This is a genomic window from Chromobacterium sp. Ag138 (genome assembly GCF_055181315.1).
The window spans coordinates 3,963,101-3,989,584 of sequence record NZ_JBUPWA010000001.1 but is presented as its reverse complement, the minus strand read 5'-3'; the positions used below and the strand labels follow the sequence as shown (position 1 = coordinate 3,989,584).

Sequence of the window (26,484 nt, the reverse complement as noted above, 5' to 3'; positions counted from 1 at the left end):
TCGCCGCCCTGGTTGTAGTACTGCGGCGCGATGAAATCGTAATAGCCGTCCAGCGCGGCGATATAGGCCGCGTAGTGTCCATCCGGCTTCAGATAAGGGAATTCCGGCGCCATGCTGATGATGAAATGCCGGCCTTGCGCCAGGTAGTAGTCCTTCGCCATCTTCAGCGCGGCGGGGATCACCGTCTGGTTGTCGCCCGCCGTGATCGCGCTCTGCTCCAGGTCGATGTCCAGCCCATCGAAGCCGTAAAGCTCCGCCAGGCGAACGATCTCTCCGGCCAGCGCGTCCTCCTGGCCGGCCCTGAGCTCGATGTGTGCATCGGCCCCGCCCAAGGAAAGCAGCACCGCGCGGCCCTGCCGGTTCAACGTCTCCACTTGGGCGCGGAAAGCCTCGTCGCTCTGGTTCCAGGGCTTGAAGGTGGGGATGCCGGCCCCCTTCATGAAAGCCACCGCCACCACGGCGTAATCCTCCGGCACCTCAGTCAGCGCGATGTCGGCCGACGTGCCGCGCTGATAGCCGTTGCCGGCCGAGGACGGCCAGTTGTGCCAGAAGCCCATGATGAAACGGTCGGGAAGCGGCGGCATGGCCGCGGTGTCGGCGGTCCGCGCGCCGCGGTCCGGTTTGGCGAATGGGTTCATGCATGCCCCTTGCTGAAGATGGATGAACGGCGCCGGCTCAGCGCCGATGCCCCGGCCATGGTAGGCCGCCCCTCCCCATAGGGCTGCTGGCCGTTCAGCCAGCCTCAGCCGGTGGCCGGCAATACCGGCCAGCCATCGACGATGCGTCCGCCCTCGTACACGGCGATGTCGCCGAATTGCTGCAGCACCGCCTCGCTCTGGCGCGGACGGAAGAACACCATGTCGTCCACCGCCAGCGCCTGCGATCCGGAGCCGACCAATAATTGCTGGTTCGACGAATGGCCGTACAGCCCGCTGCCCGCCAGCCCCGTGGGCGACACGGCGTCGGCCTGCCAGTTGCCGCCATAGATGAAATAGCCGCGCCGCGCGTTGGCGTCCCAGCCGCCCGCCAGCCTGCCCAGCCACTCCACGCCGTAAGGCAGTTCGAAACGGGGCAGCGCCTTCAGCACCGGCGTGGCGATGAAGCAAGCCGGCTGCAGATCGTCCAGCAAGGGCAGATCGAAATCGGTGGGCTTGACCATGGCCGAGCCCACCGCGACCTCGTTTTCCGGGCCGTCGCCGGGATAGAGCCGGTAAGTGGGCGAGCCGGCGGCGTTGAAGCACGGCTCGGCGGCTTGTCCGGCCGGATGCGCCCGCGCGGCGGCGGCGAAGGCGGCGTAGGTTTCGCGCGCGTGGCGCAAGGCCCGGCTCCGCAGCCCGGGCAGATCGGGAAGCTTGGCCACGTGGGCGTCGTAGCCCATCAGTCCGGCCCATCGCAGCCGCGGCTCCTGGGCCATCATGTCCAGCATGCGCTGCAACGTGGCGATGTCGGCGATGCCGCCGCGGTGCAGGCCGACGTCGATCTCGAAGTTGAGCCTCAAATGGAGATTCTGTCCGCGCGCCAGTTCGCGGTACTGCGCCAGCCGCTCCGGCGTGTCCACCAGCCATTGCAGCTGCCGTTCCGGCCGGAAAGCCGCATCGGAAAACTGGCGGTAAAAAGCCAGCGCGGCGGCGGCCGGCAACGGCTTGCCCAGCAGGATGTCCCGCCCGCCCTCGGCCATCGCCTCCAGCTGCGGCAGGCTGAACAGCATCTGCCGCCGGGTGCCGGCCAGCAAAGCCGCCTCGGCCAGCAAGGCCGGGCACGGTAGCGACTTCGCCACCACCCTGAGCGCCATCTTGCCGGCCAGATGATCCGCGATCCGCCGGATATTGGCGCGCAGCCGCTCGCGGTCCAACACCAGCGTCGGCGCGGCGATGCCGGCCCGGCGCAGCGCCGCCTGCAGCTGGCGGAAATAGGCGTCGTGCGGCGCGCCGCGCGCGGAGGGCCGTGCCAGCCAGACTGCCGCCGCGCCCGCGCCCAGGGCCGCCAGCACGCGGCGCCGGCCGCGCGACGGCCCGCTCATGCCGCCGCGCCGAACACGCGGCGCAAATAAGAGTTGAGCAGCACGCCTTTAGGGTCCAGCTCCCGCCTCAGCTTCAGGAAATCGTTCCAGCGCGGGTAAAGCCCGGCCAGCTCGGCCGCGTCGTACGGGTGCAGCTTGCCCCAGTGCGGCCTGCCCTCGTATTTGCGGAAAACCGGCGCCAGCTCGGTCAGCAAGTAGTCATGCGGCTCGCCGGCGGCGGCGTGGACGGCGATCGAGCAGGAATCGCGGCGGTAGAAAGGGCTGAGCCAGGCGTCGTCAGCCTTGACGAAGCGGAACTCCAGCGGGAAGAACACATCGTTGCGCCGCTCCAGGCGTTCGATCACTTCGCGCACGCAGGCGATGCCGGCCTCGCGCGGCACATGCCACTCGCTCTCGTTGAAGCGGGTGGGCCGCACCGTGGACAGCAGCCGCCAGGACTTGTCGAACGCCTGCTCGCTCAGATTGGGATCGATCAGTTTCTGCGCCGTCCAGCGCCGCAGCGCCGGCATGCCGCCCAGCCAGTCGCGCAGCCGGCGCAGCTGTTGCAGCATCTCCTCGTCGCCGGATTCCGGCCGCGACGCCGGCCCCGGCGGGCGGATGTCGTGGGTGATCGCGGCGGCGTAGCCGGTGAACGGCAGGTAGTAGAACTCGAAATGCCGGTGCCGGCGCGCCAGCTCCGGCGCGGCGTCCAGCATCTGCCGCGCCGGCAGCAGCCATAGCTTGCGCTGCAGGTAATAGGTTGGCAGCGTCGCCACCGTGGCGCGGACGATCACGCCCAGGCTGCCCAGCGATACCCGCGCCGCCTGCAGCAGATCGTCGTCGCGGCCCTTGCCGCAGTCCAGCGTCTCGCCGGACGGCGTCAGCAGCCGCAGCGCGCGCGCGTCGGCGTGCAGAGCCGGCAGGCCGGAGCCGGTGCCGTGGGTGGCGGTGCTGATCGCGCCGGCGAACGATTGCGCGTCGACGTCCGGCTGGTTGCGCAGCGCCATGCCCTGCGCGTCCAGCAAGCGCGCCAGCTGGCCGATGCGGGTGCCGGCCAGCAAGGTGGCTTCGCCGGCGGACGCGTCATGCGCCAGCAGGCCGGACATCCGGTCCAGCGACACGATCGTGCCGGGCGTGGGCACCAGCGGAGTGAAGGAATGGCCGGCGCCGACGCAGCGCAGCGGCGCGCCGGTCTGCGCCGCCTCGCGCAGCAGCCGCGCCAGTTCGGCCTCGTCGCCGGGCGTGGCCAGGGCCTGTGCGGCGCAGCGCTGCAGGCCGCTCCAATTGCGCCAGCGATAGCCGCCGGCGGGCGCAGCGGCCCGCGGTCCGGCCGCCTGGGCGGCCCAGACTCCCAGCAGCGCGCCGCCGCCCAGCTGCAGCAAGGCCCGGCGATTCAGAACCGGCTTCATCGCGCGCCCCCTTGTCCGCCGTCGGACATGAAGGCGATCAGCCGGGTGAATTCCTGGTCGCTGCAGTCGTTGCAATAGCCGCGCGCCGGCATCGCGTTCAGGCCGTCGCGGACATGGGACAGCAGCAGCGGCATGCCCTTCTCCAGCCTGGCCTCCCAGGCCGGCGCGAAGCCGGCCAGCGGTGCCTGGCTGGCCTGGTTGCCATGGCAGATCAGACAGGAGCGCTCGTATTTGCGCGCCAGTTGCGCATCCATCGGCCGCAGCGTCTCCGCTCGCTGCAGATCGGCCGGCTGCGGCTTGGCCTCTCCCCGCCCGCAACCGGCCAGAACCACCGCCCCGGCCAAGGCCAGGCCGCGCCAATGCCGGCCCGCCATCGTCTTCCTGCCTGCTTCCATGCCGTCTCCTCGGATATCGGGATGTTGCGATGGCGCGCCCGCGGCGCCTCAAGCGCAAGCGGCCGGGTGGGCCGGCCGCTTGATGACAATGGCTTCAATATACCTTCAAAACATCGTTCATGTCATTTTCATTTCCCGTCTTTTCCCCTTCCGGAACCACCGCCGCGCGACAGGATCGCGGCGGCGGCATGAAGGCTCAAGCCAGAAAATGCAGGCCCTGGCTGTACACATTGTTACGGTTATGAACAGATACAAATCGCAATCAGTAGCGCGCTTTCCTTTGCGATTGCGAAACAAACCGACGCCATAGTGCAAGCATGCGCAATACGCGTCCGTAACGCAAAAGGAAGACTTGCCATGAAACACGTGATGACCGCGGCGGCGCTGATCGCCGCCTCCCTGACCAGCCTGCCCAGTCAGGCCGGCGTCTCCATCAGCGTCGGCGAACCCGGCTTCTACGGCCAAGTAGACATAGGCGGCTATCCCCAACCCCAGGTAATCTACCCGCAGCCGGTTATCGTCCAGCCGGCCATCGCCGTCATGCCCCCCATGTACCTGCGCGTGCCGCCGGGCCATATGAAGCACTGGGATCGCTACTGCCGCGAGTACGGCGCCTGCGGCCGCCGGGTCTATTTCGTCCGCGACGACTGGTACAACCGCGTCTACGTGCCGCATTACCGCGAATATCATCACGACGGCGATCGCCACGAGGAATGGAGGCACGAGCACCGCGACGACCACCGCGACGAGTGGCATGGAGACCGCCGCGACCACTAATTCCCGCTCGCAGGCTGGCCGGCGTGCAGTCCGGCCAACCTGGCCGCCAGCGCGTCTGCCGGCATGGGCCGGCTCAGCCAGTAGCCTTGCAGCGCGTCGCACCCCAGCTCGGCCAGCACCGCGGCTTGCGCCTCCGTCTCCACGCCCTCGGCCACCACCTCCAGCCCCATCGAGTGGGCCAGGGAAATGATCATCTCCACCAGGGTCATCGCCTCTTTCTCGTTCAGCATGCGGCTGACGAAAGACTGATCTATCTTCAGGGTCTGCACCGGCAGCTGGGCGAGATAAGCCAGCGAGGAATAACCGGTGCCGAAATCATCCAGCGCGATGCCGATGCCCAGCTCACGCACTTCGCGCAGGGTGGCGACGCCGCAGTCGATGTCTCGCATCAGGCGGCTTTCGACAATCTCGATATCGATGCCGGCCTCCCGGGGAGGGATGGCCAGCGCCTCGACCAAAGCCTGAACGAAATCCGGCCGCTGCAGCTGCAGCGGCGAGACATTGACGGCAATGCGCGGCGCCGGCAAGCCGGCGGCGCGCCAGCGCTGGTAGTCCCGCGCCGCCTGTCGCAGCGCCCAGTTTCCCACCTCTGAAATCAAGCCCAGCTCTTCCAGCATCGGCAGGAACTGGGCCGGCGGCACCATGCCCTGTTCCGGGCAGTGCCAGCGCAGCAAGGCCTCCACGCCCGTGACGGCATGTCCCCGCACCGCGTGCTTGGGCTGGTAGTAGAGCTCGAACTGTTTCAGCTCCAACGCCTGCCGCAGGCGATTGCCCAGCTCCAGCGCCGCCGCCGCCCGGGCTGTCATGTCCTCGCGGTAGAACAGGAATTTCTCATTGGCGGCCTTGGCTCGCTTCAAGGCTGATTCGGCCCGCTCCAGCAGCTCGGTCGCGGTCGCGCCGTCCTCGGGATGCATGGCGATGCCGAACTTGGCCGCCAGGCACAGATCCCTCCCGTCCAGCGGAATCGGCGGGTCCAGGCAATCCTGCCGCAGTTGCTCCATCCCAAGCACCGCCTCGTCCTCGCCGGCAGCCTGGGGCAAGGCCAGCGCGAACTGGTCCGCGCCTATCCGCGCCAATAGCGAGGCATCCTGGACGTGCCGCGACAGCCTTCCGGTCATCATCTTCAGCAGCTGATCGCCCTCGCCCCGGCCAAACACATCGTTGATGGATTTGAAATTCTCGATATCGAACACCACGACCGAGAAGCGCCGCTCCTGCCGCGCGGCGTCCGCCACGCGCTGCTCCAATCGCTCCAGTAGCAGGCTGCGGTTGGCGAGGCCGGTCAGGCTGTCGTAATAGGCCAGGTAGTCGAGGCGCTGCTCCTGCCGGATATGATCCAGCGCATAGCCGATATCGCTGGCGAGCTCGCGCAGCAACGCCATCTCCTGGCTATCGAAAGCGCCGACCTCGCCGGAGAACAGGGTCAGCACCGCGATCCCGCCCCCCTCCTCCACGATGGGCAGGCTGGCGACGGAGCGCACGCCCGTGTCGGACAAATACGGCGCCAGTTCCGTCATCGACGGATCGCTCTGCACATCGTTGCACACCACGATTTCCTTCAGGCGCACGGCGCGGCAGGCCGGACGGTCGCGATGCGGCGAGTCATCTTTCGCGCTCAGGCGGATTTGCCGCAAATAGAGGCTGTCCTCGCCGCGAAAGGCGACCACCGCGCCGTTCTGCGTTTCCGGATCGACCACGCCCGCCCAGGCCATTTTGTAGGTGCCGACCTCCACCGCGATCCGGCAGATGCCGTCGAACAATTCCTCCATCTGATGGCAGCGCACAACCAGCGCATTGACCCGGCTCTGCACCTCGTGCACCCGCCCCAGGCGCGCCACCCGCTGCCGCAACAAGGACTGCTGCAGGCAAACCGCCAAATGGCGGGCATAGGCCTGGGCCACGTCCAGCTCGGCATCCCCGAAGGCCCCGGACATGTCCGAGCCCAGATTCAGCATGCCCAGCAATCGCCCCTCCGCTATCAGCGGGATGCGGACAGAGGACAGCATGCCTTGCCGGTACAGGCGCTCCAGCGTCGGCGCGCGCCACGGCAGGGCGCCAAGATCGGTCTCCAGGCAGATCTCTCCCCTCTTCAGGCATACCAGATCATTCATGCCGTAGCTGGCCAGGGTCAACCGCCAGCCGGGATCGTAACGGGAGCCTGCCGCGCGCTCCACCGCCAGCACCTGGGCGCATTCCGCCTCCCAGTCGATCAGCATCGCCGTCGCGCCCCAGAACGGCACCAGTTGCCGCAGATTGCGCAAACCTATCTGCGCGATCTGCCCGACGTCGGCATTCTCCAGGATGGCGCGATTCAAATCGTTCAACGCTTCCAGCTGCCGCATATGCCGCAAAATCTCCGCCTGGCCTCGCTCGCGCTCGGAGATGTCGCGCAGAATCGCCGTATAGCCGCGCTGGCCGTCGAAGTCCTGCGAAGAAATGGATGCTTCCAGATCGAACAGCGTCCCATCCGCGCGCGCGGCCTGGACTTTGCCAAGCTGTCCCATGCGGCGGGGACTGGCGCCGCTGTCGCCGTAGCGCCGCACCATCCGGCCATGCTCCGCGCGCACAGCGGTTGGCAACAGCGCGTCCAGAGGCTGGCCCAGCATATCCTGGGCGGATCTGCCGAACATCTGCTCCGCCGCCGCGTTGAACATCGAGATCCGCAGCCCGGCGTCCAGCATCACGATGCCGTCCATCGCCGACCGCACCATGCCCGCCAGCCGCGCCTCGCTTTCCCTCAACGCCGCCTGGGCGCGGTGCCGCTCCGTCACATCCAGCGCCACGCCGTGCACATGGGCTTCGCCGCCGAAATGGATCAGGCGGAACGACAGCAGCACCTGCGCGGCGGTGCCATCGCCGCGCAGCAGGGCCACCGGAGCGCCTCTCACCTCGCCCTCGCTTCGCAGCGCCTCGATCAGCTCGCGCCGGTTCCTGGCATCTTTCCAAATGCCCAGATCAAGCGTCGTGCGGCCCAATACCTGGGTCCGCTCAAGCTGCAGCAGATCCAGGAAGGCCTGATTCACTTCTTCCAGCACGCCGTCCGCAAGCCGGGAAATCGCCATCGCCACCGGACTGTCGGCGAACAGCACGCGGAAACGCTCGTCGCTGTGCCGCAAGGCCTCCAGCGCCGCTTGCCGCCGCTCCGATGACATGGCCAGCCTGGCGCGGGCGCGCAGCTGCGCCTCGCTCATCACGCTGAGCAGCACGCCGATCAGCACCAGCAGGCTCAGCGACAGCAGCTGCGACGCCGGGTCGGCCGACACGCCGGGAAGGGTGGACAGGGACAGCGCGCCGAGCGCTGAGGAGATCAAGACGACGGACAGCAAGCCTGGACCCAGGCCGCCCAGCAGGGCGCTCAGGCTGATGGGAAGCAGGCACAACAGCATCAGATGCTGCAGGGACTTCAATTCAAACCGCAAGACCAGCGCCAGGCAGGCGCCGCCCACCGCCAGCAAATAAGCCAGTCGTCGCCGGTGTTTCGGCTGAATCAGGATCTCGTCTGCGTCCAGCTGGCTCAGACACCGCTTCAAACACATCGAGCATCCCAGGATGAAGGCGGCATCCCATGCGACGACCAGCCAGAATGCCTGCCGGGGATCCCCCAGACTCATGCCAAACACATCCGGCACCGCCATCGCCGCGAGTACGGCCAGCAGATACAGCAACACCAGCCAGCCGATGCCGCGGCGCGCCACCGCCAGCAAGCCACGCCCAAGCGGGCCGCGCGCCAGCAGGCCCGCCAGCCGCGCCTCGCCCAAACCGCTCAACAGCAGATACAGGAAAACCGAGGATACGCAGGCAAACAAACCATCCCACGCCATTCCGCCGATCGGGCTGCCCGACGCGCTCCGTTGATCGATGTACAGGTCGGGGACAATGATCCAGGCCGACGCGATCAGCACATACGCCGCCACGATGGTGAAATGCAAATGCTGTCTGTGCAACGCCATGCCCTACCCCATGGAGAGTTCCAGAAGCTTGATCCGGATGGCGCCTCTTCGCCATCAATTCAGTATGGCTGTCGATTACGGCATGTCGAGCCGATTGCGGCCGCGATGCCTGCAAGCCAGCAAAAAGCCCGCGCGCAGGCGGGCTTTCGCGATGGCGCGGACTTGGCCTCAGCTCTGGGGCAACAGGCTGTCCTTGTGCAGCAGCTTGGCGAAATCGTCGGCCGGCAGCGGCTTGGCGATCAGATAGCCCTGGACGAAATCGCAGCCCTCCTGCTCCAGGAACTGCCATTGCTCCATCGTCTCCACGCCCTCGGCCACCACCTGCATGTTCAGGTTCTTGGCCATATTGATGATGGCGCGGGCGATGGCGCTGTCGTCGGCGTCATGCGGGATGTCGCGGACGAAGGAGCGGTCGATCTTCAGCTTGTCGGCCTTGAAGCGCTTGAGATAAGACAGGCTGGAATAGCCGGTGCCGAAGTCGTCGATGGACAGCCTGAGGCCCATGTTCTTCATATTGTCTATGGTCTGGATCGTGGCCTGGGCGTCTTCCATGATGATGCTCTCGGTCACCTCGATGTCCAGCGCGTGGCCGGGCAGGCCGCTGGACTCCAGCGCGTGCTTCACCTGCAGCGCCAGATCCGGCTGGCGGAACTGCAGCGCCGACAGGTTGATCGCCAGCGTCAGCTCCGGCAGCCCCTCCTGGCGCCAGGCCACCAGCTGGCGCGTCGCCTCGCTGATCACCCAGTTGCCGATCTGCACGATGAAGCCGCGCTCCTCCGCCACCTGGATGAAGCGCACCGGCCCCAGCAGGCCCAGCGACGGATGGTTCCAGCGGATCAGCGCCTCGGCGCCGACGATGCGGCCGCTTTCCATCTCCACCTGCGGCTGGTAGTGCAGCACGAACTCGTCGCGCTCCAGCGCGAAACGCAGCTGGCTCTCGATGGCCAGGATTTCGCGGGCGCGGGCGTTGAGGTCGGCGGTGTAGAACTTGTAGCTGTTGCGGCCCGACGATTTGGCGTGGTACATCGCCGCGTCGGCGTTGCGGACCAGGGTTTCGTAGTCGCGGCCGTCGTCCGGGTAGACGCTGATGCCGATGGACGGGGTGATGGTCAGCACGTGGTTGTGCAGCTCGATCGGGTTGGCGAACACGTCGCGCACCCGCTCCGCCGCCAGCGCGGCCTCGCCCGGATCGGAAATCACCGGCAGCAGGATGATGAATTCGTCGCCCCCCTGGCGAGCCAGCATCTCGCCCGGCGCCAGCGCCGTCCGGATGCGATCGGCGGCCACCTGCAGCAGGGTGTCGCCGGCGGAGTGGCCCAGCGACTCGTTGACGGTCTTGAAGCGGTCCAGGTCCAGCAGCAGCAGCGCCAGCCGCTGGTTGTCGCGCACCGCGTTGTGGATGGCCAGCTCCACGCGGTCCTGCATGTGGATGCGGTTGGGCAGGCTGGTGAGCACGTCGAAATGCGCCAGGAACTGGATGCGCTCGTCGGCGGCCTTGCGCTCGGTCAGGTCGCTGAAGATCGCCACATAATGGGTGATCTCGCCCAGGCTGTTGCGCACCGCGTTGATCGCCAGCCATTCCGGATACACCTCGCCGTTCTTGCGGCGGTTCCACAGCTCGCCCTGCCAGGAGCCCTGCTCGGAAATGGACTGCCACATCTGCTCGTAGAACGGCTCGTCGTGGCGGCCGGACGACAGGATGCTGGTCTTCTGCCCCAGCACCTCGTGCTGGGTGTAGCCGGTGATTTCGGTGAACGCGCGGTTGACGCTGCGGATGCGGCGGTCGGCGTCGGTGATCATGATGCCCTCGACGGTGTTCTCGAACACCTTGGCCGCCAGTTGCACCCGCTCCTCTGCCGCGCGCTTCTCGGAGATGTCGCGCACCATCCGCCACACCGCGTTGATGCGGCCGAAGGCGTCGCGCATCGCCACCGTCTTGACGCTGACCGGCACCTGGTTGTCGAAACGGTTCAGATAGGTGGCTTCGAATTCGTCGCAATAGCCGAAACGCAGCACCTTGTTGTCCAGGTTGAAGCGCTCCAGCGCCTCGCTCTCCTCCGCCACCAGACTCCAGAAGTTTTGCTGCTTGAGCTGGTCCAGGCTGTAGCACATCAAATTCAGAAAGGCCGGGTTGGCGTCTATCACCTGGCCGTCCAGCGAGCTGATGACGATGCCGTCCAGATTGGACCAGAACAGCTCGCGGTACTTGTTTTCCGAACGGCGCAGCGCGTCCTCCACCTCGCGGCGGCGGGCGATGTCGGCCTCCAGCGCCAGCGTCTTGGCGCGCAATTCGTCGACCAGCCGCTTCAGCTCGGAACGGGTCCACTCCAGGTGGGTGCCGAGGCGGCCCAGCTCGTCGCGGCGCGACCACTCGAACGGCGAATCCAGCTTCAGCTCGGCCAGCAGCCTCGCCTGTTCGGTCAGCAGCTTCATCGGGCTGAGGAAGCGCGAATGCAGGATGCTCATGATCAGCATGATGGACAGCACCAGCTGCGCCGCCAGGATCATCAGGATGTTCTTCACCTGGTTGCTGAGCGCGATGGCCAGGTTTTCGTTGTCGAACTCCATCGTCACCTGGCCGATGGCCTCGCCGCGGTAGATCACCGGCTTTTCCACGTAGGACACGCTGCCGATGCGGCGCTCGCTGCGCACCGCGGACAGGAATACCTGATTGGACTGAGTGTCGGTGACGCGGATGGAAATCACGCGCGGATCTTCCATCACCGATGCGATCAAGGGATTGCCGGCCTGCCTGCTGAGATTCCACAGCGGCTCCTGCATGCCCAGCGCGACGATATCCAATAGACGCCGCTGGTCGGTTTCCAGCTGCGTGGTCAGGTTATCCTTCTGAATATTGAAGCTGAGATAGCTGATGATGGAGGCGGGAATCAACAAGCCGAGTATTACGGCGATGAGAAACACATCCCTCAGATTCAGGCCAGTGCTGGCAGTGGATTTTTCGTCTGCTTGTTGAGCCATGTCGCGCTAGTCTTTGGTTCGCCGCGAGTCGCGGAAGATCGAATGCCTGAGTTCCATAATTCACAAGTGCAATCAGCAGTATACACCGGTGGCCGTCGGCTTTTCGCCGGAATATTCACCAGTCATTCGCCCTTATCATTTTCAAGCATATCTACAGCAGAAATCGGCCAAATATAAAGAGGCCACAGCAGCTCATTGCCTTGTCGCAATCGCAGGGCCTAAAATCGCACGACACTTTGCAACGGATCATCAGGATATCAGCCATGCCGCAGTCCCGTTATGAAAAGATTATCTCCGCCCGCTGGATCATCACCGTGGAAACTGACGGCGAAGTCCTGGAAAACCACGCCGTCGCCATCCGGGACGGCAAGATAGCCGCCATTATTCCAGCAGCCGACGCCGCCGGGCTAGAGGCCGACGAAAGGCTGGAGCTTCCCGATCACGTGCTGATGCCGGGCCTGGTCAATCTGCACGGCCATTCGGCGATGTCGCTGCTGCGCGGCCTGGCCGACGACAAGGCGCTGATGGACTGGCTGACCAATTACATCTGGCCCACCGAAGGCAAGCACGTCCACGACGATTTCGTGTTCGACGGCTCGCTGCTGGCGATGGGCGAAATGATCCGCGGCGGCACCACCACCATCAACGACATGTATTTCTACAACGCCGCCGTCGCGCGCGCGGGCCTGGCTTCCGGCATGCGCACCTTCGTCGGCTGTTCGATCCTGGAATTCCCGACCAATTACGCCGGCAACGCCGACGACTACATCGCCAAGGGCATGGCCGAGCGCAGCCAGTTTCTGGGCGAGGATCTGCTCACCTTCACCCTGGCCCCGCACGCGCCCTACACCGTTTCGGACGACACCTTCCGCAAGGTTGTGACGCTGGCGGAGCAGGAAGACATGCTGATCCACTGCCACATCCACGAAACCGCCGAGGAAGTGAGCAACAGCGTCAAGGAGCACGGCCAGCGCCCGCTGGCCCGCCTGCAGCAACTGGGCCTGCTGTCGCCGCGGCTGATCGCCGCGCACATGGTGCACCTGAACGACGCCGAGATCGAGCTGGCCGCCAAGCACGGCATCTCCACCGCCCACAATCCGGCTTCCAACATGAAGCTGGCCTCCGGCATCTCGCCGGTGAGCAAGCTGTTGGCCGCCGGCGTATCGGTGGGCATCGGCACCGACGGCGCGGCGTCCAACAACAAACTGGACATGCTGGCCGAAACCCGCCTGGCCGCGCTGCTGGCCAAGGTGGGCACGCTGGACCCGACATCGGTGCCCGCCGCCGCCGCCATCCGCATGGCCACCCTGAACGGCGCCCGCGCGCTGGGCATCGCCGACAAGGTGGGCTCGGTCAAGGTGGGCAAGCAGGCCGACCTGATCGCCATCAACTTCGCCGAGCTGGAAACCGCCCCGGCATTCGACCCGATCTCGCATGTGGTGTACGCTGCCGGTCGCGAGCAGGTCAGCCACGTCTGGGTCAAGGGCCGCGCGCTGATGCGCGAGCGCAAGCTGACCACCCTGGACGAGAGCGACCTGAAGGCCCGCGCCGGCGACTGGCGCAACCGCATCCTGGCAAAGTAAGAGCATGAGCAACGTAGACGAACACGAAATCGACAAATTCAGCCAACTGGCGCACAAATGGTGGGACAAGGACAGCGAATTCAAGCCGCTGCACGAGATCAACCCGCTGCGCCTGGACTTCATCGACCGCCACGCGTCCATCGCCGGCAAGAAGGTGCTGGACGTCGGCTGCGGCGGCGGCATCCTGGCCGAGAGCATGGCGCTGAGAGGCGCGCAGGTGACCGGCATCGACCTGGCGAAAAAATCGCTGAAGGTGGCGCAGCTGCACAGCCTGGAGTCCGGCGTGCCCATCGACTACCGCTGCGTGCCGGTGGAAGAGCTGGCGGCCGAGATGCCGGCCAGCTTCGACGTGGTCACCTGCATGGAAATGCTGGAGCATGTGCCGGACCCGGAAAGCGTGGTCCGCGCCTGCTCCACGCTGGTGAAGCCGGGCGGCTGGGTGTTCTTCTCCACGCTGAACCGCAACGCCAAGGCCTACCTGCTGGCCGTGGTCGGCGCCGAATACGTGCTCAACATGCTGCCGCGCGGCACCCACGAGTACGCGCGCTTCCTCAAGCCGTCGGAACTGAGCCGCATGGCCCGCCACGCCGGCCTCGGCCTGCAGACGCTGAGCGGCATGGGCTACAACCCCGTCACCCGCATCTACTCGCTGAACGACGATACCGACGTCAATTACCTGATGGCGACCCGCCGCTCCGCCTGAGCGCGGCGCTTCCCGCAAGGCCCGGCCCCGCCGGGCCTTTCGTTTTTGCGCACGCTTGTTTCGGACGGCTTGTGGAAAATGGCAGAAAACGCCCATCGCGCAAGTCAACACAACAAGAAAACATGCGTTTTAATCGTCTGGTTGATATCATAGCCGCCCTCAACGCCAACGCGCATAATGCGCGCAAGCAGCGCGGCATGGCAGTGCCGCGCCACGCGCGCCCGGGCTGGATACAAACAGGCAGACAGACAGGATACTGCCGGACAATCCGTCAGGATGCCGTACAATATCAAGAGAACGAGAAAATCAATTTCCGGAGATGATGATTCATGACATTCAAGGCCAATGACCTCTTGACCGAGCAGATCGCCCAATACCTAGGCAGGCAGATAATCCAGGGCGAGATGAAGCCGGGCGAGCGGATCCAGGAGCTGCGCATCGCTTCCGAGCTGGAAGTGAGCCGCGGCTCGGTGCGCGAGGCCTTGCTGATTTTGCAGCGCCGCCACCTGGTGGACATCTTCCCGCGCCGCGGCGCGATGGTGTCCAGCATCAGCGCGCGCGACGTGCGCGACTTCTTCGACCTGTGGTTCCTGCTGCTGGACCGCGTGGTACAGAACCTGGCCGCCGGCTGGCAGAACGACGACCTGGCGCGCTTCATCGAACTGATGGCGCTGCTGGAGGAAGACAACCGCCGCGACGACCTGCAGGCCTTCTACGAGCACGGCATCGAATTCCTGTCGGCGCTGTACCGCCACGCCGACAACCGCTACCTGACCGACACCCTGATCGACATGCTGCCGCTGACCCAGCGCTGCCTGTACGCCATCCTGCGCGCCGGCAAGAGCCAGATGGAGCGCACCCACCAATTCCTGGAAAGCCTGCTGAAGACGCTGATCGCGCGCGACACCGGCCGCCTGAAGCAGATGATCACCGAATTCGGCCGCGACTACAGCCAGCTCGCGCAAAGCGCGGCCGAGGCGCTGGAAGGCGGCGCCTGACATCTGTCCGATCGAATAAAAAAGGCTGCCGCCGGCAGCCTTGGCTTTGCGCGCCCCAGCGTCAGCGGCGGCGATATTCGACGAAGGCGTAAGGCAGCCCGTCGGCGCTGACCGCGTCCTCGCGCGACGCCTCGCGCCAGTCCTCCGGGTCGAACACCGGGAAGTGGGCGTCGCCGTCGTAGTCGCGGGCGATTTCGGTCAGGCACAGCCGGTCGGCCAGGGCCAGGGCCTGGCGGTACAGATCAGCGCCCCCGATCAGGCAGGCCTCGTCCACCGCGCCGGCCAGCGCCAGCGCCTCCTCCAGCGAGTGCGCGGCTTCCGCGCCGTCCGCCCGCCAGTCCGCCTGGCGGGTCACCACGATGTTGCGGCGGCCCGGCAGCGGCCGGCCGATCGAATCCCAGGTCTTGCGGCCCATGATCACCGGCTTGCCCAGCGTGGTCGCCTTGAAATGCTTCAGATCCTCCGGCAGGCGCCAGGGCAGCTGGTTGTCTATGCCGATGGTGCGGTTGGCGGCCATCGCGGCCACCAGCGTCAGCGTCGGTTTCCGGCTCATACCGCCACCTGCGCCTTGATGTGCGGGTGCGGATCGTAGCCTTCCAGCGCGAAGTCCTCGAACTTGAACGCGAACAGGTCATTCACCTCCGGATTCAGCTTCATCGTCGGCAGCGGGCGCGGTTCGCGCGTTAATTGCAATTGCGCCTGCTCCAGATGGTTGCTGTACAGGTGGGCATCGCCCAGCGTGTGGACAAAATCGCCGGGCCGCAGGCCGCACACCTGGGCCACCATCATCGTCAGCAGCGCGTAGCTGGCGATGTTGAACGGCACGCCGAGGAAGATGTCCGCCGAGCGCTGGTACAGCTGGCAGGACAGCCTGCCATCGGCGACATAGAACTGGAACAGGCTGTGGCAAGGCGGCAGCGCCATCTGGTCCACCAGCGCCGGGTTCCACGCCGACACGATCAGCCGGCGCGAGTCCGGGTTGTTGCGGATCATCTCCAGCAACTGGCTGATCTGGTCGATGTGGCGGCCGTCCGGCGCCGGCCAGCTTCGCCACTGGTAGCCGTAGACCGGGCCGAGATCGCCGTTCTCGTCGGCCCACTCGTCCCAGATCGACACGCCGTTTTCCTTCAGATAGCGGATATTGGTATCGCCGGACAGGAACCACAGCAGTTCGTGGATAATGGAGCGCAGATGGCATTTCTTGGTGGTGATCAGCGGAAAACCGTCCGCCAGATCGAAGCGCATCTGGTAGCCGAACACCGAGCGGGTGCCGGTTCCGGTGCGGTCTGCCTTGTCATGTCCATGTTCCAGCACATGGCGCATCAGGTCGAGGTACTGTTGCATGTGGGCGATTCCGTCAATAATCAGATTATTGTACCGCTAGCGGCGCTGCCGCGCGAGGCGCGGGGCTGGCCGAGACCGGCCGGCATACGCTACCATTCAGTTTAAAATCAAGACAAAAGCATTTATCTAAAGCGAGCCCATGGCAGAAGATTCCGACCTCGAACGCACCGAACCCGCGTCGCCCAAACGGCTGTCGATGGCTCGGGAAGATGGCAACATCCCCCGATCGCGGGAGCTGTCGACCTTCGCCGTCACCATGACCGGGGTCGCGTTGCTGATGGTGATGGGCGGCAAACTGGGACGCTTCCTCGGCGATACCATGCATCGCCTGCTGTCCTTCGACCAGGCGACGGTGCAGAACGCCGAGCCGGCGCTGGTGCGATTCAAGGAAAGCCTGTTCGGAGCATTATGGGAATTGATGCCGTTTTTTGGCGGCCTGGCCTTGGTCGCGATTTTCACCCCCACCCTGATCGGCGGCTGGAATCTCACATTCAAGGCGCTGGAACCCAATTTCGGCAAGATGAACCCTCTGTCTGGAGTCAAACGGCTGTTTTCCCTGAACGCCGTCACCGAGGGCGTGAAGGCGATACTGAAGAGCTTGCTGATCGGCGGCATCGCCACCTGGTATATCTGGAAGGAGCGCGGCGACATCATTGGCCTGCTGTCGATGCCCCTGGAGGCCGGCATCCTGAAGATGACCGACCTGATCATCCACACCTTTTTCATCGTCACCGCCGCGATGTTGCTGCTGGTAGCGATAGACGTGCCCTACCAATTGTGGAGCTATTACAAGAAATTGCGGATGACCAAGGAAGAGGTCAAGCAAGAATACAAGGAAATGGACGGCTCGCCGGAAGTGAAAGGCCGCATCCGCCAACTGCAGCGCGAGGCCGCGCGCAAGCGGATGATGCAAGAAGTGCCCAAAGCCAATGTGATTGTCACCAACCCGACCCACTTCGCGGTGGCGCTGAAGTACGACGACACCATGCGCGCGCCGCAAGTGGTGGCCAAAGGCTCGCTGAAACTGGCGGAAAAGATCATCGACACCGGCAAGGACAGCCGCGTGCCCATCATGCGCTCTCCTCCTTTCGCCCGGGCGCTGTACTTCCATGGGGAGCTGGGCCAGGATATACCGGCCCAGTTGTACGCGGCGGCGGCCCAGGTGCTGGCCTATGTGTTTCAGCTGCAGCAATACCAATCGGTCGGCGGCGTCGCTCCGACCTTCCCGGATCAACTGGACGTGCCCGACGAGCTTGACCCGTACAGCAAACGTCAGCAAGATTCGGCGCCAGAAGAAAGCCGATAAGCCAGCATGGACTCCATCCTACAAATCCTCAAGCGCTTGAAGATCTCCCAGCTCGCCGGGCCCGTGCTCATCATCCTGATCCTGATGATGATGGTGCTGCCGCTGCCGCCGATGCTGCTGGACATTTTCTTCACCTTCAACATCGCGGTGTCGGTGATCGTGCTGTTGGTGGGCATCAATGTGCGCAAGCCGCTGGACTTCTCGTCCTTCCCCTCGGTGCTGCTGATCACCACCATGCTGCGGCTGTCGCTCAACGTCGCCTCCAGCCGGGTGGTGCTGCTGGAGGGCCATACCGGCCCCGACGCCGCCGGCAAGGTGATCGAATCGTTCTCCCACTTCCTGGTGGGCGGCAACGTCGCCATCGGCATCGTGGTATTCATCATCATCACCATCATCAACTTCGTGGTGATCACCAAGGGCGCGGGCCGGATCGCCGAAGTGTCCGCCCGCTTCACCCTGGACGCGATGCCCGGCAAGCAGATGGCGATCGACGCCGACCTCAACGCCGGCCTGATCGGCGAGGACGACGCCCGCAAGCGCCGCGTCACCATCGCGGAGGAGGCCAACTTCTTCGGCGCGATGGACGGCGCGTCCAAATACGTGCGCGGTGACGCGATGGCCGGCATCCTGATCATCCTGATCAACGTGATCGGCGGCCTGATCGTCGGCGTGGTCCAGCACGACCTGCCGGTGGGACAGGCCGCGGAAACCTACACCCTGCTGAGCATTGGCGACGGTCTGGTCGCCCAGATTCCGGCGCTGATCATCTCCACCGCGGCCGGTATCGTGGTGACCCGCGTCGGCACCGACCAGGACATGTCGGAGCAGTTCCTCGGCCAGCTGTTCACCAAGCCGCAGGTGCTGTACATCACTTCAGCGGTGATCGGCATGATCGGCCTGATTCCCAACATGCCGCATTTTTCCTTCCTGCTGATCGCCGGCTCGCTGCTGGCGCTGGCCCGATCGATGGAAAAACGCAAGCGCCAGCAGCAAGCCCAAGAACTGCAAGCCGCAGCCCAACCGGCCGCCCTGCCGGAACAGCAGGCGGCCGAAGTGGGCTGGCATGACGTCCAACACGTTGACCAGTTGGGCATGGAAGTCGGCTATCGGCTGATCCCGCTGGTGGACCGCACCCAGGACGGCGAGCTGCTGCGCCGCATCCGCGGCATCCGCAAGAAGATCGCGCAGGACCTGGGCTTTCTGGTGCCGCCGGTCCACATCCGCGACAACCTGGAAATCAAGCCCAACGCCTACCGCATCCTGCTGAAGGGCGTGGAGCTGGGCAAGGGCGAGGCCTTCATCGGCCAGTTCCTGGCCATCAACCCGGGCATGGTGAGCAAGGAGATCGCCGGCGCGGCCACCACCGATCCCGCCTTCGGCCTGCCGGCGGTGTGGATAGACGCCGGCAAGCGCGAAGAGGCGCAGAGCCTGGGCTATACCGTGGTGGACGCCAGCACCGTGGTGGCCACCCACATCTCCAATCTGCTGCAGACCCACTCCGCCGAGCTGCTGGGCCGCGAAGAGGTCCAGGCGCTGATCGACCACCAGGCCAAGGAATCGCCGAAACTGATCGAAGACCTGGTGCCCAAGGTGGTGCCGGTGAGCATACTGCAGAAGGTGCTGCAACAGCTGCTGTCGGAAGGCATACACATCCGCGACTTCCGCACCATCGTCGAAACTCTGGCCGACCACGTGCCTCAAAATCAGGACGTCGACGAGCTGACCAGCGCCGTGCGCACCGCGCTGTCGCGGGTGATCGTCCAGCAGCTGTTCCCAGGCGAGGCCGAGCTGCCGCTGATGACGCTGGAGCCGCAGCTGGAAAACGTGCTGATGCAGGCGGTGCAATCGAAAGCCGGCGGCGGGCTGGAGCCGGGGCTGGCGGAGAATCTGCTGTCAAGCGCGGCCCAGCAGACCGAGCAGGTGGAAATCCAGGGATACAATCCGGTGCTGCTGACCGCGCCGGGCCTGCGGCCGCTGCTCGCGCGTTTCCTGCGCCGGGCATTGCCGCAATTGCGTGTGATTTCGCATAATGAGATTCCGGACAATAAATCCATTCGTATAATTGCGGTAATCGGCGGCAGCAAGGGCTAAAGGCTAATCCATAATGGTGGTGAAAAAGTTCTTCGGGAAAACCACTCGAGACGCACTCAGACAAGTTCGCGAAGAACTGGGGGCGGACGCCCTGATTTTGTCCAATCGCCCGACGATGGGCGGCGGCGTGGAAATCATGGCGGTGGCCGACGCGGACGTCGCCAACCTGGCCAGCACGCTGTCCACCTCCAGCAGCAAGCATCCGCCGCGCAACGCGCCGCCGGCGGTCAACCGGCCGCAGCAACCGGCGCCGATTCCCCAAGCCAACGGCAGCGCGATGAACCGCGCCATCGCCCGCACCTACGCGATGCCGGTGGAGCCGCTGGAAAGCCCGGCCCCGCCGCGGCTGGAGGCGCGGATGGAGCCGACCTTCACTCCGCCGCGGCCCATCGCCCAACAGCCCGTGACGCAGCCGGCCATTCAGCCGGCGCCGCAGTCTCCCCCGCGCGCCGCGGCCCGGCCGTCCGCGCCGGAGCCCGCCGCGCCGCCGGCCAATGGCGAGGAGCAGGAACAGATGGCCCAGGAACTCAGGCAGATCGGCGACGAAATCAAACTGCTCAGAAGCCTGCTGCAAAGCCAGCTGGCCAGCTTCGCCTGGTCGGACATGGAGGGCAAGGCGCCCAACCGGCTGGAGCTGTTCAAGCACCTGCTGGCCATGGGTTTTTCCGCCCAGCTGATCCGCCAGCTGATCGAGAAGATGCCGGCGCAGTACCAGGCCGAGGTCGCGGTGAAATGGGCGCGCTCGGCGCTGGCTCACAATCTGAAATGCGCGGACGCCGACCGCGAGGTGATGGATCGCGGCGGCATCTTCGCGCTGGTCGGCCCCACCGGCGTCGGCAAGACCACCACCGTCGCCAAGCTGGCCGCCCGCGCGACGATGCGCTTCGGCGCCCAGCACGTGGCGCTGATCACCACCGACAGCTACCGGATCGGCGCGCAGGACCAGCTGCGCATCTACGGCAAGATCCTGGGCGTGCCGGTGTTCTCCATCCAGAACGAGGGCGACCTGCAACTGACGCTGGCCGACCTGTCCAACCGCCACATCGTGTTCATCGACACCGTGGGCATGGGCCAGCGCGACGCGCGCGTGCTGGCGCAGATAGACATGCTGCGCACCGCCGGCCGGCCGATCGAGCGGCTGCTGCTGCTGGCCGCCAACACCGACGGCCACACGCTGGAGGATGTGGTGAAGCGCTACCGCGGCGACGGCCTGTCCGGCTGCATCCTGTCCAAGATAGACGAGGCGGTGGCCCAGGGCCCCAGCCTGGATGTGATCATCCGCAACCGGCTCAAGCTCTACTATGTCACCAACGGCCAGCGGGTGCCGGAAGACCTGCACTCGGCCAACGCCGCCTTCCTGGTCGACCGCGCGATGCGCGCGCAGCAGATCGCCTCCCCGTTCGCGCTGCAGGCCGATGAAATGTCCATCATGCAGGCGGCTCAGGCCGGATGGCTATGAACGCGATGCAGGACCAGGCCGCCAGCCTCCGCCTGCTCGCCGCCCAGCGGCAGCGCGCGCCCAGCTTCGCCTTCATCGGCTCAGAACACTCCGGCACCAGCACCGTGGTGACCGAGCTGGCGCTGGGCCTCGCCTACGCCGGCCTGCGCCCCATCATGGTGGACTGCTGCCTGGGCCAGGTGCAAACCCGCCGCCTGGGCGTGCCCTCCACCGCCACGCTGGAAAGCCAGGTGGTCAGCGTTGGCGGTCTGGACGAGATGATGGTGGTGTCGCGGCAAGGCGTTCAGTTGATCAATCTCTATGCGCAGCCCGAGCAACGCGCGCTATTCTCCACCCAGCTGTGGCTGCGGCTGGGCAGCGAATTCGGCGCGCAGGAGCGGGACGCGTCGGCGCTGCTGATCGACGCGCCCGACCCGGTGCGCGACCCGATCCCGGCCAGCGTGGCCGACAACCTGGTCTTGGTGCTGACGCCGGCAGCCGATTCGCTGACCGCCGCCTACGCTAATATCAAGCGCCTGGCGAGCCGTTACGGCCGCCAGCGCTTCAACGTGCTGATCAACCGCGCGCGGCATCTGGAAGAGGCCCACGAGCTGTTCACCCGGCTGTCGGCGGTCACCAGCGAATTCCTGACTGTTTCGCTGCGCTGGGTGGGCTTCGTGCCGCAGGACAACGCGGTGCGCCGCAGCCAGACGCTGCGCCGGCCGCTGATGGAGGCGTTCCCGGACAGCGAGGCGGCGATGGCCTTCTCGCAACTGTCGGCGGTGCTGCCGCAGTGGGACGCGCCGGAAACCAGCCGCGACAGTACCGGATACATGGACTTGCTGATTGCCGCCTCGCGCGATTGGGCCGAGGCAGATGGAGCCAAACCCTTATGACCTTTCCGTCCTTCCGCCGATCGGGCTATGCCGCAGCAGCCCCCAGCGTCGAGATCGACGTAGAGGCCTATACCCCGCTGGTGCGCAAGCTGGCCAGCATCATGATCGCCCGGCTGCCGGCGTCGGTGGAGCTGGGCGACCTGATCCAGGTCGGCATGATCGGCCTGATCGAGGCCGCCCGCCAGTTCGATCCCGCCCAGGGCGTGCAGTTCGAGACTTTCGCCAGCCAGCGCATCCGCGGCGCGATGCTGGACGAACTCAGGCGCGAGGACTGGCTGCCGCGCCAGGCGCGCCGCAACTCCCGCCAGATAGAGGAGGCGATCTCCAAGCTGGAACAGCGGCTGGGCCGCTCCCCGCTGGAATCGGAAATCGCAGCGGAAATGGGCATTGAGCTGGAGCAGTACCAGGAGATGCTTGGCGATTGCAAGGGCACCACGCTGCTGCATTTCGAGGACTTCGGCGGCGGCGACGACGAAAGCAGCCACAATCCGGTGACCAATGTCGCCGACGAGGATTCGCCCGACCCGCTGGCCGCCTTCTCCGACGACAGTTTCCGCCGGCAGCTGATCAGCGCGATCAAGTTCCTGCCCGAGCGCGACCAGTTGGTGATGGCGCTGTACTACGAACAAGAGCTGAATCTGAAGGAAATCGGCGCGGTGCTCGGCGTCACCGAATCCCGCGTCTGCCAACTGCACAGCCAGGCCATCGCCCGTCTGCGCGCAAAATTGAAAGACTGGCTGTAAGGGAAGGCCCGGTGACGGGTCTCAGACCAGATCGATAACGGAACCTTTTTGTGGACAAGATCAGTCTTATCGCCATTGTAATGGGCTTGACCGCCATCATCGCCGGCCAGGCCATCGAAGGGGGCAGCATCGGCTCGCTGATGCAGCTGACCGCCTTCATGATCGTCATCGGCGGCACTACCAGCGCGGTGATGCTGCAAAGCACGCCCAAACAGTTCATGGCCGGGCTGCGCATGCTGCGCTGGATATTCCGCCCCCCCAACTTCGACCACGAAAAAATGATCCGCGAAGTCATCAACTGGAGCCAGACCTCGCGCAAGGGCGGCCTGTTGGCGCTGGAAGGCCTGATCGCCACCCAGCGCGATCCGTTCACCAAGAAAGCGATGCAGATGCTGGTGGACGGCACCGAGCCGGACACGCTGCGCGCGGTGATGGAAGTGGAAATCAGCATGTTCGAACACGCCCGCAAGCAGGCAGCCCGCATCTGGGAGTCGGCCGGCGGCTACGCGCCGACCATGGGCATTCTGGGCGCGGTGCTGGGCCTGATCCACGTGATGGAAAACCTGTCCGACCCGACCAAGCTGGGCGGCGGCATCGCCGTGGCCTTCGTCGCCACCGTCTACGGCGTCGGCTCGGCCAACCTGTTTTTCCTACCCATGGCCAACAAGCTCAAACACCTGGTGGCGTCCGAGGTGGCGATGAAGGAGCTGGTGGTCGAGGGTGTGGTGGCGATCGCCAACGGCGAGAACCCGCGCATCATCGAAAGCCGGCTGCGCGGCTATCTGGCGATGCACGAGTAATCCCTCTTGATTTTAAAAAAAGAGCAGGCGTCACCGCCCGCTCCTTTCTCATCTACATCGTCACCAGATCCCTATCCGGCTTGCGCAGCTCGCTCTCCAGCAGCTTGTAGTAATCGAGATCGAAAGCCGGTTCGCCCTCCAGCGCGCCGCCATTGCGGCGGCTGCCCAGATAGCACCAGCGGTCGAACAGGTGTTCCACCACATCGCCGCACACCTCGTCGCGCTCCGCCACCGCCACCGCGCCCTCGAACGGCCATGGCTTGACCTTGAGCCGCTGCAGCGCCGCCAGCAACCTGGCGTTATGGCTGTCGGCGCCCTCGTCGCCGACGCAGGCGCCGCGGCAGCGGCGGATCCGGTAGGCGGCGCAAGGGGCGCCCTTGCGGCTGGTCACCTGCTCCACCCCCAGCACCGACTGGCACAGCCCCTGGGCCAGCGCGATCTGGGCCAGCGCCTTCCGCGCCTCGCGCGCATGGCGGAACAAGCCGTAGAGATCGGCGGTGCGGGTGAAATCGATGTCGCGGGCGGATACCGGGACCGGCCGCGAAAAAGCGTCGTCGCCGGCTTGCAGCTGCAGCGTGCACACCTCGCCCATCATCCTGGCCCGCGGGTTATGGACCGGCTGCAAGCGGCCAAGCCACTGCAGCTCCAGCAAACGCGCGCCGAACTCGCTCAAGCTTTCGCGCCACTCCACCCTCGCCACCGGCTCGTCTATCCGCACCTCATGGCTCTTGTGCCCGGGCTTGCGTTCGGCGAAGTGGCCCAGCGCCTTGCGGTACAGATTGGTCGCGCGGCCGACATACAACGCGCGGCCATCCTCGCCGAACATCGCGTAGACGCCGGCCGAGTCCGGCATCTCCTCCAGTTGCTGCTGCAGCTCAGCCGGCAGGCTGGACAACTCAGCCGGCTGCGACAGCAGCTGCGCCGCCTCATGCGCCACCTTGTCCTCGCCCAGTTCCGCGCCGGCGACCTGGATGAAGCGGTAAACCGCCTCGGCGTCGGCCAGCGCGCGGTGGCGCTCCGGCATTTCTATGCCATGGCGGGCGATCAGGCTGTCCAGGCTGTGCTTGAAATACTGAGGATACAGCCGGCGCGACAGCTTGACCGTGCACAGCGCGCGCGCCTGGAAGCGCAGGCCGTGGCGGCGGAATTCGTTCCTGAGGAAGCCATAGTCGAAGCGGGCGTTGTGCGCCAGCAGCAGGCGGCCGCGCAGCGTGGCCAGCAACTCGTCGGCCAGTTCGGCGAACGGCGGCGCGCCGGCCACCATCTCGTTGCTGATGCCGGTCATGTTCTCGATGAAGGGCGGAATGGGCTGGCCAGGATTGACCAGCCAGGACAGGCGCTCGACGCGTTCGCCGTCTATCAGCACCACGCCGACTTCGGTGATGCGGTCGCGCGCGATGTTGCCGCCGGTGGTTTCCAGGTCGATGATGGCGCAAGGCTGCGCAAACAGGGTATTCAATCTCGCTTCGCTTTCGTGTCTTGCGGCCACGCCGACAACATGTCAAGTGGATGAAAATGTTGGCCCGCCGCGACAGGGACAGCTGCCGAGTTTACCGGCTTTGCAAAAAAAATCCTACGAAGTGTTGACAGAGAAAACCCCTCTCTGTAATATCCGGTCTCTCGCAAGACACAACGTCTCGCGAAACAGTGCACCCGTAGCTCAGTTGGATAGAGTATCTGGCTACGAACCAGAGGGTCGGGCGTTCGAATCGCTCCGGGTGCACCAAAAATCAGCGTCCCTATAGTTTAGCGGTTAGAACACCGCCCTTTCACGGCGGTAGCCGGGGTTCGATTCCCCGTGGGGACGCCAGGATTCAGAAAAAAGCCTCGCATGAAGATGCGGGGCTTTTTTCATTCCATCAGCCAATCCCCCAATATGCCGCCGCGTCATTTGCATTGCCATTTTTCTTCGCACAACAAAAATGACATGGAGATATCCTGTTCTTCCTGATATCCATACAAGAACAGGCCCGCCGTGCATTCCGCGAAAACTCCACCCTACCCCAAGCTGCTATCCGCCCTGCTGCTTTTCTCCGCCTGGCCAGCCCTGGCCGACACGCCGCCGACCGACTCTCTGGAGCGCGTGACCGTCACCGGCTCGCGCATCGCCCGCTCCGCCAAGGAAGGTCCGACCAGCGTCACCGTCATCAGCGGCGACGACATCGAAAAGCAGGGCTACACCAACGTCTACGACGCCCTGAACAACTTGACGCAGAATACCGGCTTCACCCAGGGCGCCGACTTCGGCAACACCTTCACGCCGGCCGCCAACGCCATCAGCCTGCGCGGCCTGGGGCCCAACCACACGCTGACGCTGATCAACGGCCGCCGCATGGCCGACTACCCGATCGCTTACGAGGGCGAGGTCAACTTCGTCAATCTGGCCAACATCCCCGCCGCGCTGATAGACCGCATCGAGATCCTGAACGGCGGCGCCTCCGCCATCTACGGCTCCGACGCCATCGCCGGCGTAGTCAACATCATTCTGAAAAAGAAAACCGACGGCGCCGCCGTCAACGTCAAGATCGGCTCCACCGAGCATCACGGCGGCGAAAACGCCAGGCTGCAGCTGACCGGCGGCAAAAGCTGGGACCAGCTCAGCGTGATCTACGGCCTGGAGCTGAGCAAACGCAACGCGATCTGGTCGCGCCAGCGCGGCTTCATGTCAGACTCCACCGCCCTCGGAGAAGCCCCTTCCGCCATCCTGGCGCGGCGCATCGCCGGCGGCGCCTATCTCGATGCCGGCAGCGCCTGCGGCAATTTCGCCGGCATGTTCGCGGGCAGCGTCACCACCGTCGGCAACAGCCAAAAAGGCTATTGCGCCAGCGGCCTGCTGAAGCCCTCGTACTGGACGATACAGACAGCCAATCAGAGCCAGAGCGGCTTCCTCAGCCTCAACTATCTGATCAATTCCCACGCCGAACTGTTCGGCGACGCGATGCTGGGCCTCACCCACACCGAAAACAACACCCGCGGTCCCAACTGGACCGCGGCCGCCGGCCAAGGCGGCTACTTCCTGAACCAGAACAGCGGCAATTACGAAATCTGGAACAAACGCTTCGCCCCCGAAGAG

Annotated in this window: 21 protein-coding genes and 2 tRNA genes; 14 read left to right on the top strand and 9 right to left on the bottom strand. The window is 65.3% G+C overall.

The genetic code is table 11. The annotated features are described in order from the left end of the window. The 4 genes from ACY3GB_RS18720 to ACY3GB_RS18705 all read right to left on the bottom strand — a co-directional run. The coding region (locus tag ACY3GB_RS18720) for a glycosyl hydrolase family 18 protein (RefSeq protein ID WP_463090057.1) at positions 1-638 on the bottom strand (638 nt) is incomplete at its 3' end. Between the two features lie 104 nt (positions 639-742). Continuing rightward, positions 743-2,020, bottom strand: a complete 1,278-nt coding sequence (locus ACY3GB_RS18715) for an alanine racemase (protein WP_463090056.1) — start codon at positions 2,018-2,020, stop codon at positions 743-745. Continuing rightward, on the bottom strand, positions 2,017-3,408 hold the full coding sequence (locus ACY3GB_RS18710; RefSeq protein ID WP_463090055.1) for a D-arabinono-1,4-lactone oxidase: 1,392 nt from the start codon (positions 3,406-3,408) through the stop codon (positions 2,017-2,019). The genes ACY3GB_RS18715 and ACY3GB_RS18710 overlap by 4 nt, the downstream gene beginning before the upstream one ends. Further along, the gene (locus ACY3GB_RS18705; protein WP_463090054.1) at positions 3,405-3,803 is read right to left on the bottom strand and encodes a c-type cytochrome; all 399 of its coding nucleotides are present in this window, start codon (positions 3,801-3,803) and stop codon (positions 3,405-3,407) included. Before ACY3GB_RS18705 ends, ACY3GB_RS18710 begins: the two co-directional genes overlap by 4 nt. A gap of 357 nt (positions 3,804-4,160) precedes the next feature. Between ACY3GB_RS18705 and ACY3GB_RS18700 the strand changes: the two genes are divergently transcribed. After that, positions 4,161-4,580 (top strand): hypothetical protein, encoded by a 420-nt coding sequence (locus tag ACY3GB_RS18700; protein ID WP_463090053.1) that lies wholly within the window; start codon positions 4,161-4,163, stop codon positions 4,578-4,580. On the opposite strand, the gene ACY3GB_RS18695 is transcribed toward ACY3GB_RS18700, so the two are convergent. Together ACY3GB_RS18695 and ACY3GB_RS18690 are read right to left on the bottom strand one after the other, a co-directional pair. Beyond that, a complete protein-coding gene (locus ACY3GB_RS18695) occupies positions 4,577-8,530 on the bottom strand; it encodes a bifunctional diguanylate cyclase/phosphodiesterase (protein ID WP_463090052.1) in 3,954 nt (1,317 codons plus the stop codon). The two genes, ACY3GB_RS18700 and ACY3GB_RS18695, sit on opposite strands and share 4 nt — an antisense overlap. Before the next feature lie 168 nt (positions 8,531-8,698). Beyond that, positions 8,699-11,509 (bottom strand): EAL domain-containing protein, encoded by a 2,811-nt coding sequence (locus ACY3GB_RS18690; RefSeq protein ID WP_463090051.1) that lies wholly within the window; start codon positions 11,507-11,509, stop codon positions 8,699-8,701. A gap of 263 nt (positions 11,510-11,772) precedes the next feature. On the opposite strand from ACY3GB_RS18690, the gene ACY3GB_RS18685 reads away from it, so the two are divergent. The 4 genes from ACY3GB_RS18685 (at position 11,773) to ACY3GB_RS18670 (ending at position 14,793) form a co-directional block, all read left to right on the top strand. Next, a complete protein-coding gene (locus ACY3GB_RS18685) occupies positions 11,773-13,092 on the top strand; it encodes a TRZ/ATZ family hydrolase (RefSeq protein ID WP_463090050.1) in 1,320 nt (439 codons plus the stop codon). A gap of 4 nt (positions 13,093-13,096) precedes the next feature. Next, positions 13,097-13,795 carry a bifunctional 2-polyprenyl-6-hydroxyphenol methylase/3-demethylubiquinol 3-O-methyltransferase UbiG gene (ubiG, locus tag ACY3GB_RS18680; RefSeq protein ID WP_231153095.1) on the top strand — a complete coding sequence of 233 codons (699 nt, stop codon included), beginning with the start codon at positions 13,097-13,099 and terminating at the stop codon, positions 13,793-13,795. Positions 13,796-13,866: 71 nt separating this feature from the next. Continuing rightward, positions 13,867-14,118, top strand: a complete 252-nt coding sequence (locus ACY3GB_RS18675; RefSeq protein ID WP_463090049.1) for a hypothetical protein — start codon at positions 13,867-13,869, stop codon at positions 14,116-14,118. Between the two features lie 6 nt (positions 14,119-14,124). Next, on the top strand, positions 14,125-14,793 hold the full coding sequence (locus ACY3GB_RS18670) for a GntR family transcriptional regulator (protein ID WP_463090048.1): 669 nt from the start codon (positions 14,125-14,127) through the stop codon (positions 14,791-14,793). Between the two features lie 61 nt (positions 14,794-14,854). Here ACY3GB_RS18670 and ACY3GB_RS18665 read toward each other — a convergent pair whose 3' ends face one another. Next, positions 14,855-15,346 (bottom strand): dihydrofolate reductase, encoded by a 492-nt coding sequence (locus tag ACY3GB_RS18665; RefSeq protein ID WP_463090047.1) that lies wholly within the window; start codon positions 15,344-15,346, stop codon positions 14,855-14,857. Continuing rightward, positions 15,343-16,137: a thymidylate synthase gene (locus ACY3GB_RS18660; RefSeq protein ID WP_463090046.1), complete on the bottom strand. Its 795-nt coding sequence runs from the start codon at positions 16,135-16,137 to the stop codon at positions 15,343-15,345. The genes ACY3GB_RS18665 and ACY3GB_RS18660 overlap by 4 nt, the downstream gene beginning before the upstream one ends. A 139-nt stretch (positions 16,138-16,276) precedes the next feature. On the opposite strand from ACY3GB_RS18660, the gene flhB reads away from it, so the two are divergent. From flhB to ACY3GB_RS18630, 6 genes are read left to right on the top strand one after another with little or no spacing between them, the layout of a single operon-like run. Next, positions 16,277-17,443 carry a flagellar biosynthesis protein FlhB gene (gene flhB / locus ACY3GB_RS18655; protein ID WP_463090045.1) on the top strand — a complete coding sequence of 389 codons (1,167 nt, stop codon included), beginning with the start codon at positions 16,277-16,279 and terminating at the stop codon, positions 17,441-17,443. A 6-nt stretch (positions 17,444-17,449) separates the two neighbouring features. Next, positions 17,450-19,534 (top strand): flagellar biosynthesis protein FlhA, encoded by a 2,085-nt coding sequence (gene flhA / locus ACY3GB_RS18650; protein ID WP_463090044.1) that lies wholly within the window; start codon positions 17,450-17,452, stop codon positions 19,532-19,534. A 13-nt stretch (positions 19,535-19,547) separates the two neighbouring features. Beyond that, on the top strand, positions 19,548-20,993 hold the full coding sequence (gene flhF / locus ACY3GB_RS18645; protein WP_463090043.1) for a flagellar biosynthesis protein FlhF: 1,446 nt from the start codon (positions 19,548-19,550) through the stop codon (positions 20,991-20,993). Continuing rightward, positions 20,990-21,868, top strand: a complete 879-nt coding sequence (locus ACY3GB_RS18640) for a MinD/ParA family ATP-binding protein (RefSeq protein WP_463090042.1) — start codon at positions 20,990-20,992, stop codon at positions 21,866-21,868. The genes flhF and ACY3GB_RS18640 overlap by 4 nt, the downstream gene beginning before the upstream one ends. After that, positions 21,865-22,611: an RNA polymerase sigma factor FliA gene (locus ACY3GB_RS18635; protein WP_463090041.1), complete on the top strand. Its 747-nt coding sequence runs from the start codon at positions 21,865-21,867 to the stop codon at positions 22,609-22,611. Before ACY3GB_RS18640 ends, ACY3GB_RS18635 begins: the two co-directional genes overlap by 4 nt. 50 nt (positions 22,612-22,661) lie before the next feature. Beyond that, entirely contained in the window at positions 22,662-23,411 is a 750-nt protein-coding gene (locus ACY3GB_RS18630; protein WP_463090040.1) for a flagellar motor protein, read from the top strand. A 52-nt stretch (positions 23,412-23,463) separates the two neighbouring features. Here the strand turns inward: ACY3GB_RS18630 and ACY3GB_RS18625 are convergent, their stop codons facing one another. After that, positions 23,464-24,870: an exonuclease domain-containing protein gene (locus tag ACY3GB_RS18625; protein ID WP_463090039.1), complete on the bottom strand. Its 1,407-nt coding sequence runs from the start codon at positions 24,868-24,870 to the stop codon at positions 23,464-23,466. A gap of 190 nt (positions 24,871-25,060) precedes the next feature. On the opposite strand from ACY3GB_RS18625, the gene ACY3GB_RS18620 reads away from it, so the two are divergent. From ACY3GB_RS18620 to ACY3GB_RS18610, 3 genes are all read left to right on the top strand, one after another. Next, positions 25,061-25,137, top strand: a tRNA-Arg gene (locus tag ACY3GB_RS18620). A gap of 9 nt (positions 25,138-25,146) precedes the next feature. After that, a tRNA-Glu gene (locus tag ACY3GB_RS18615) sits at positions 25,147-25,221 on the top strand. A gap of 165 nt (positions 25,222-25,386) precedes the next feature. Next, the coding region (locus ACY3GB_RS18610) for a TonB-dependent receptor plug domain-containing protein (protein WP_463090038.1) at positions 25,387-26,484 on the top strand (1,098 nt) is incomplete at its 3' end.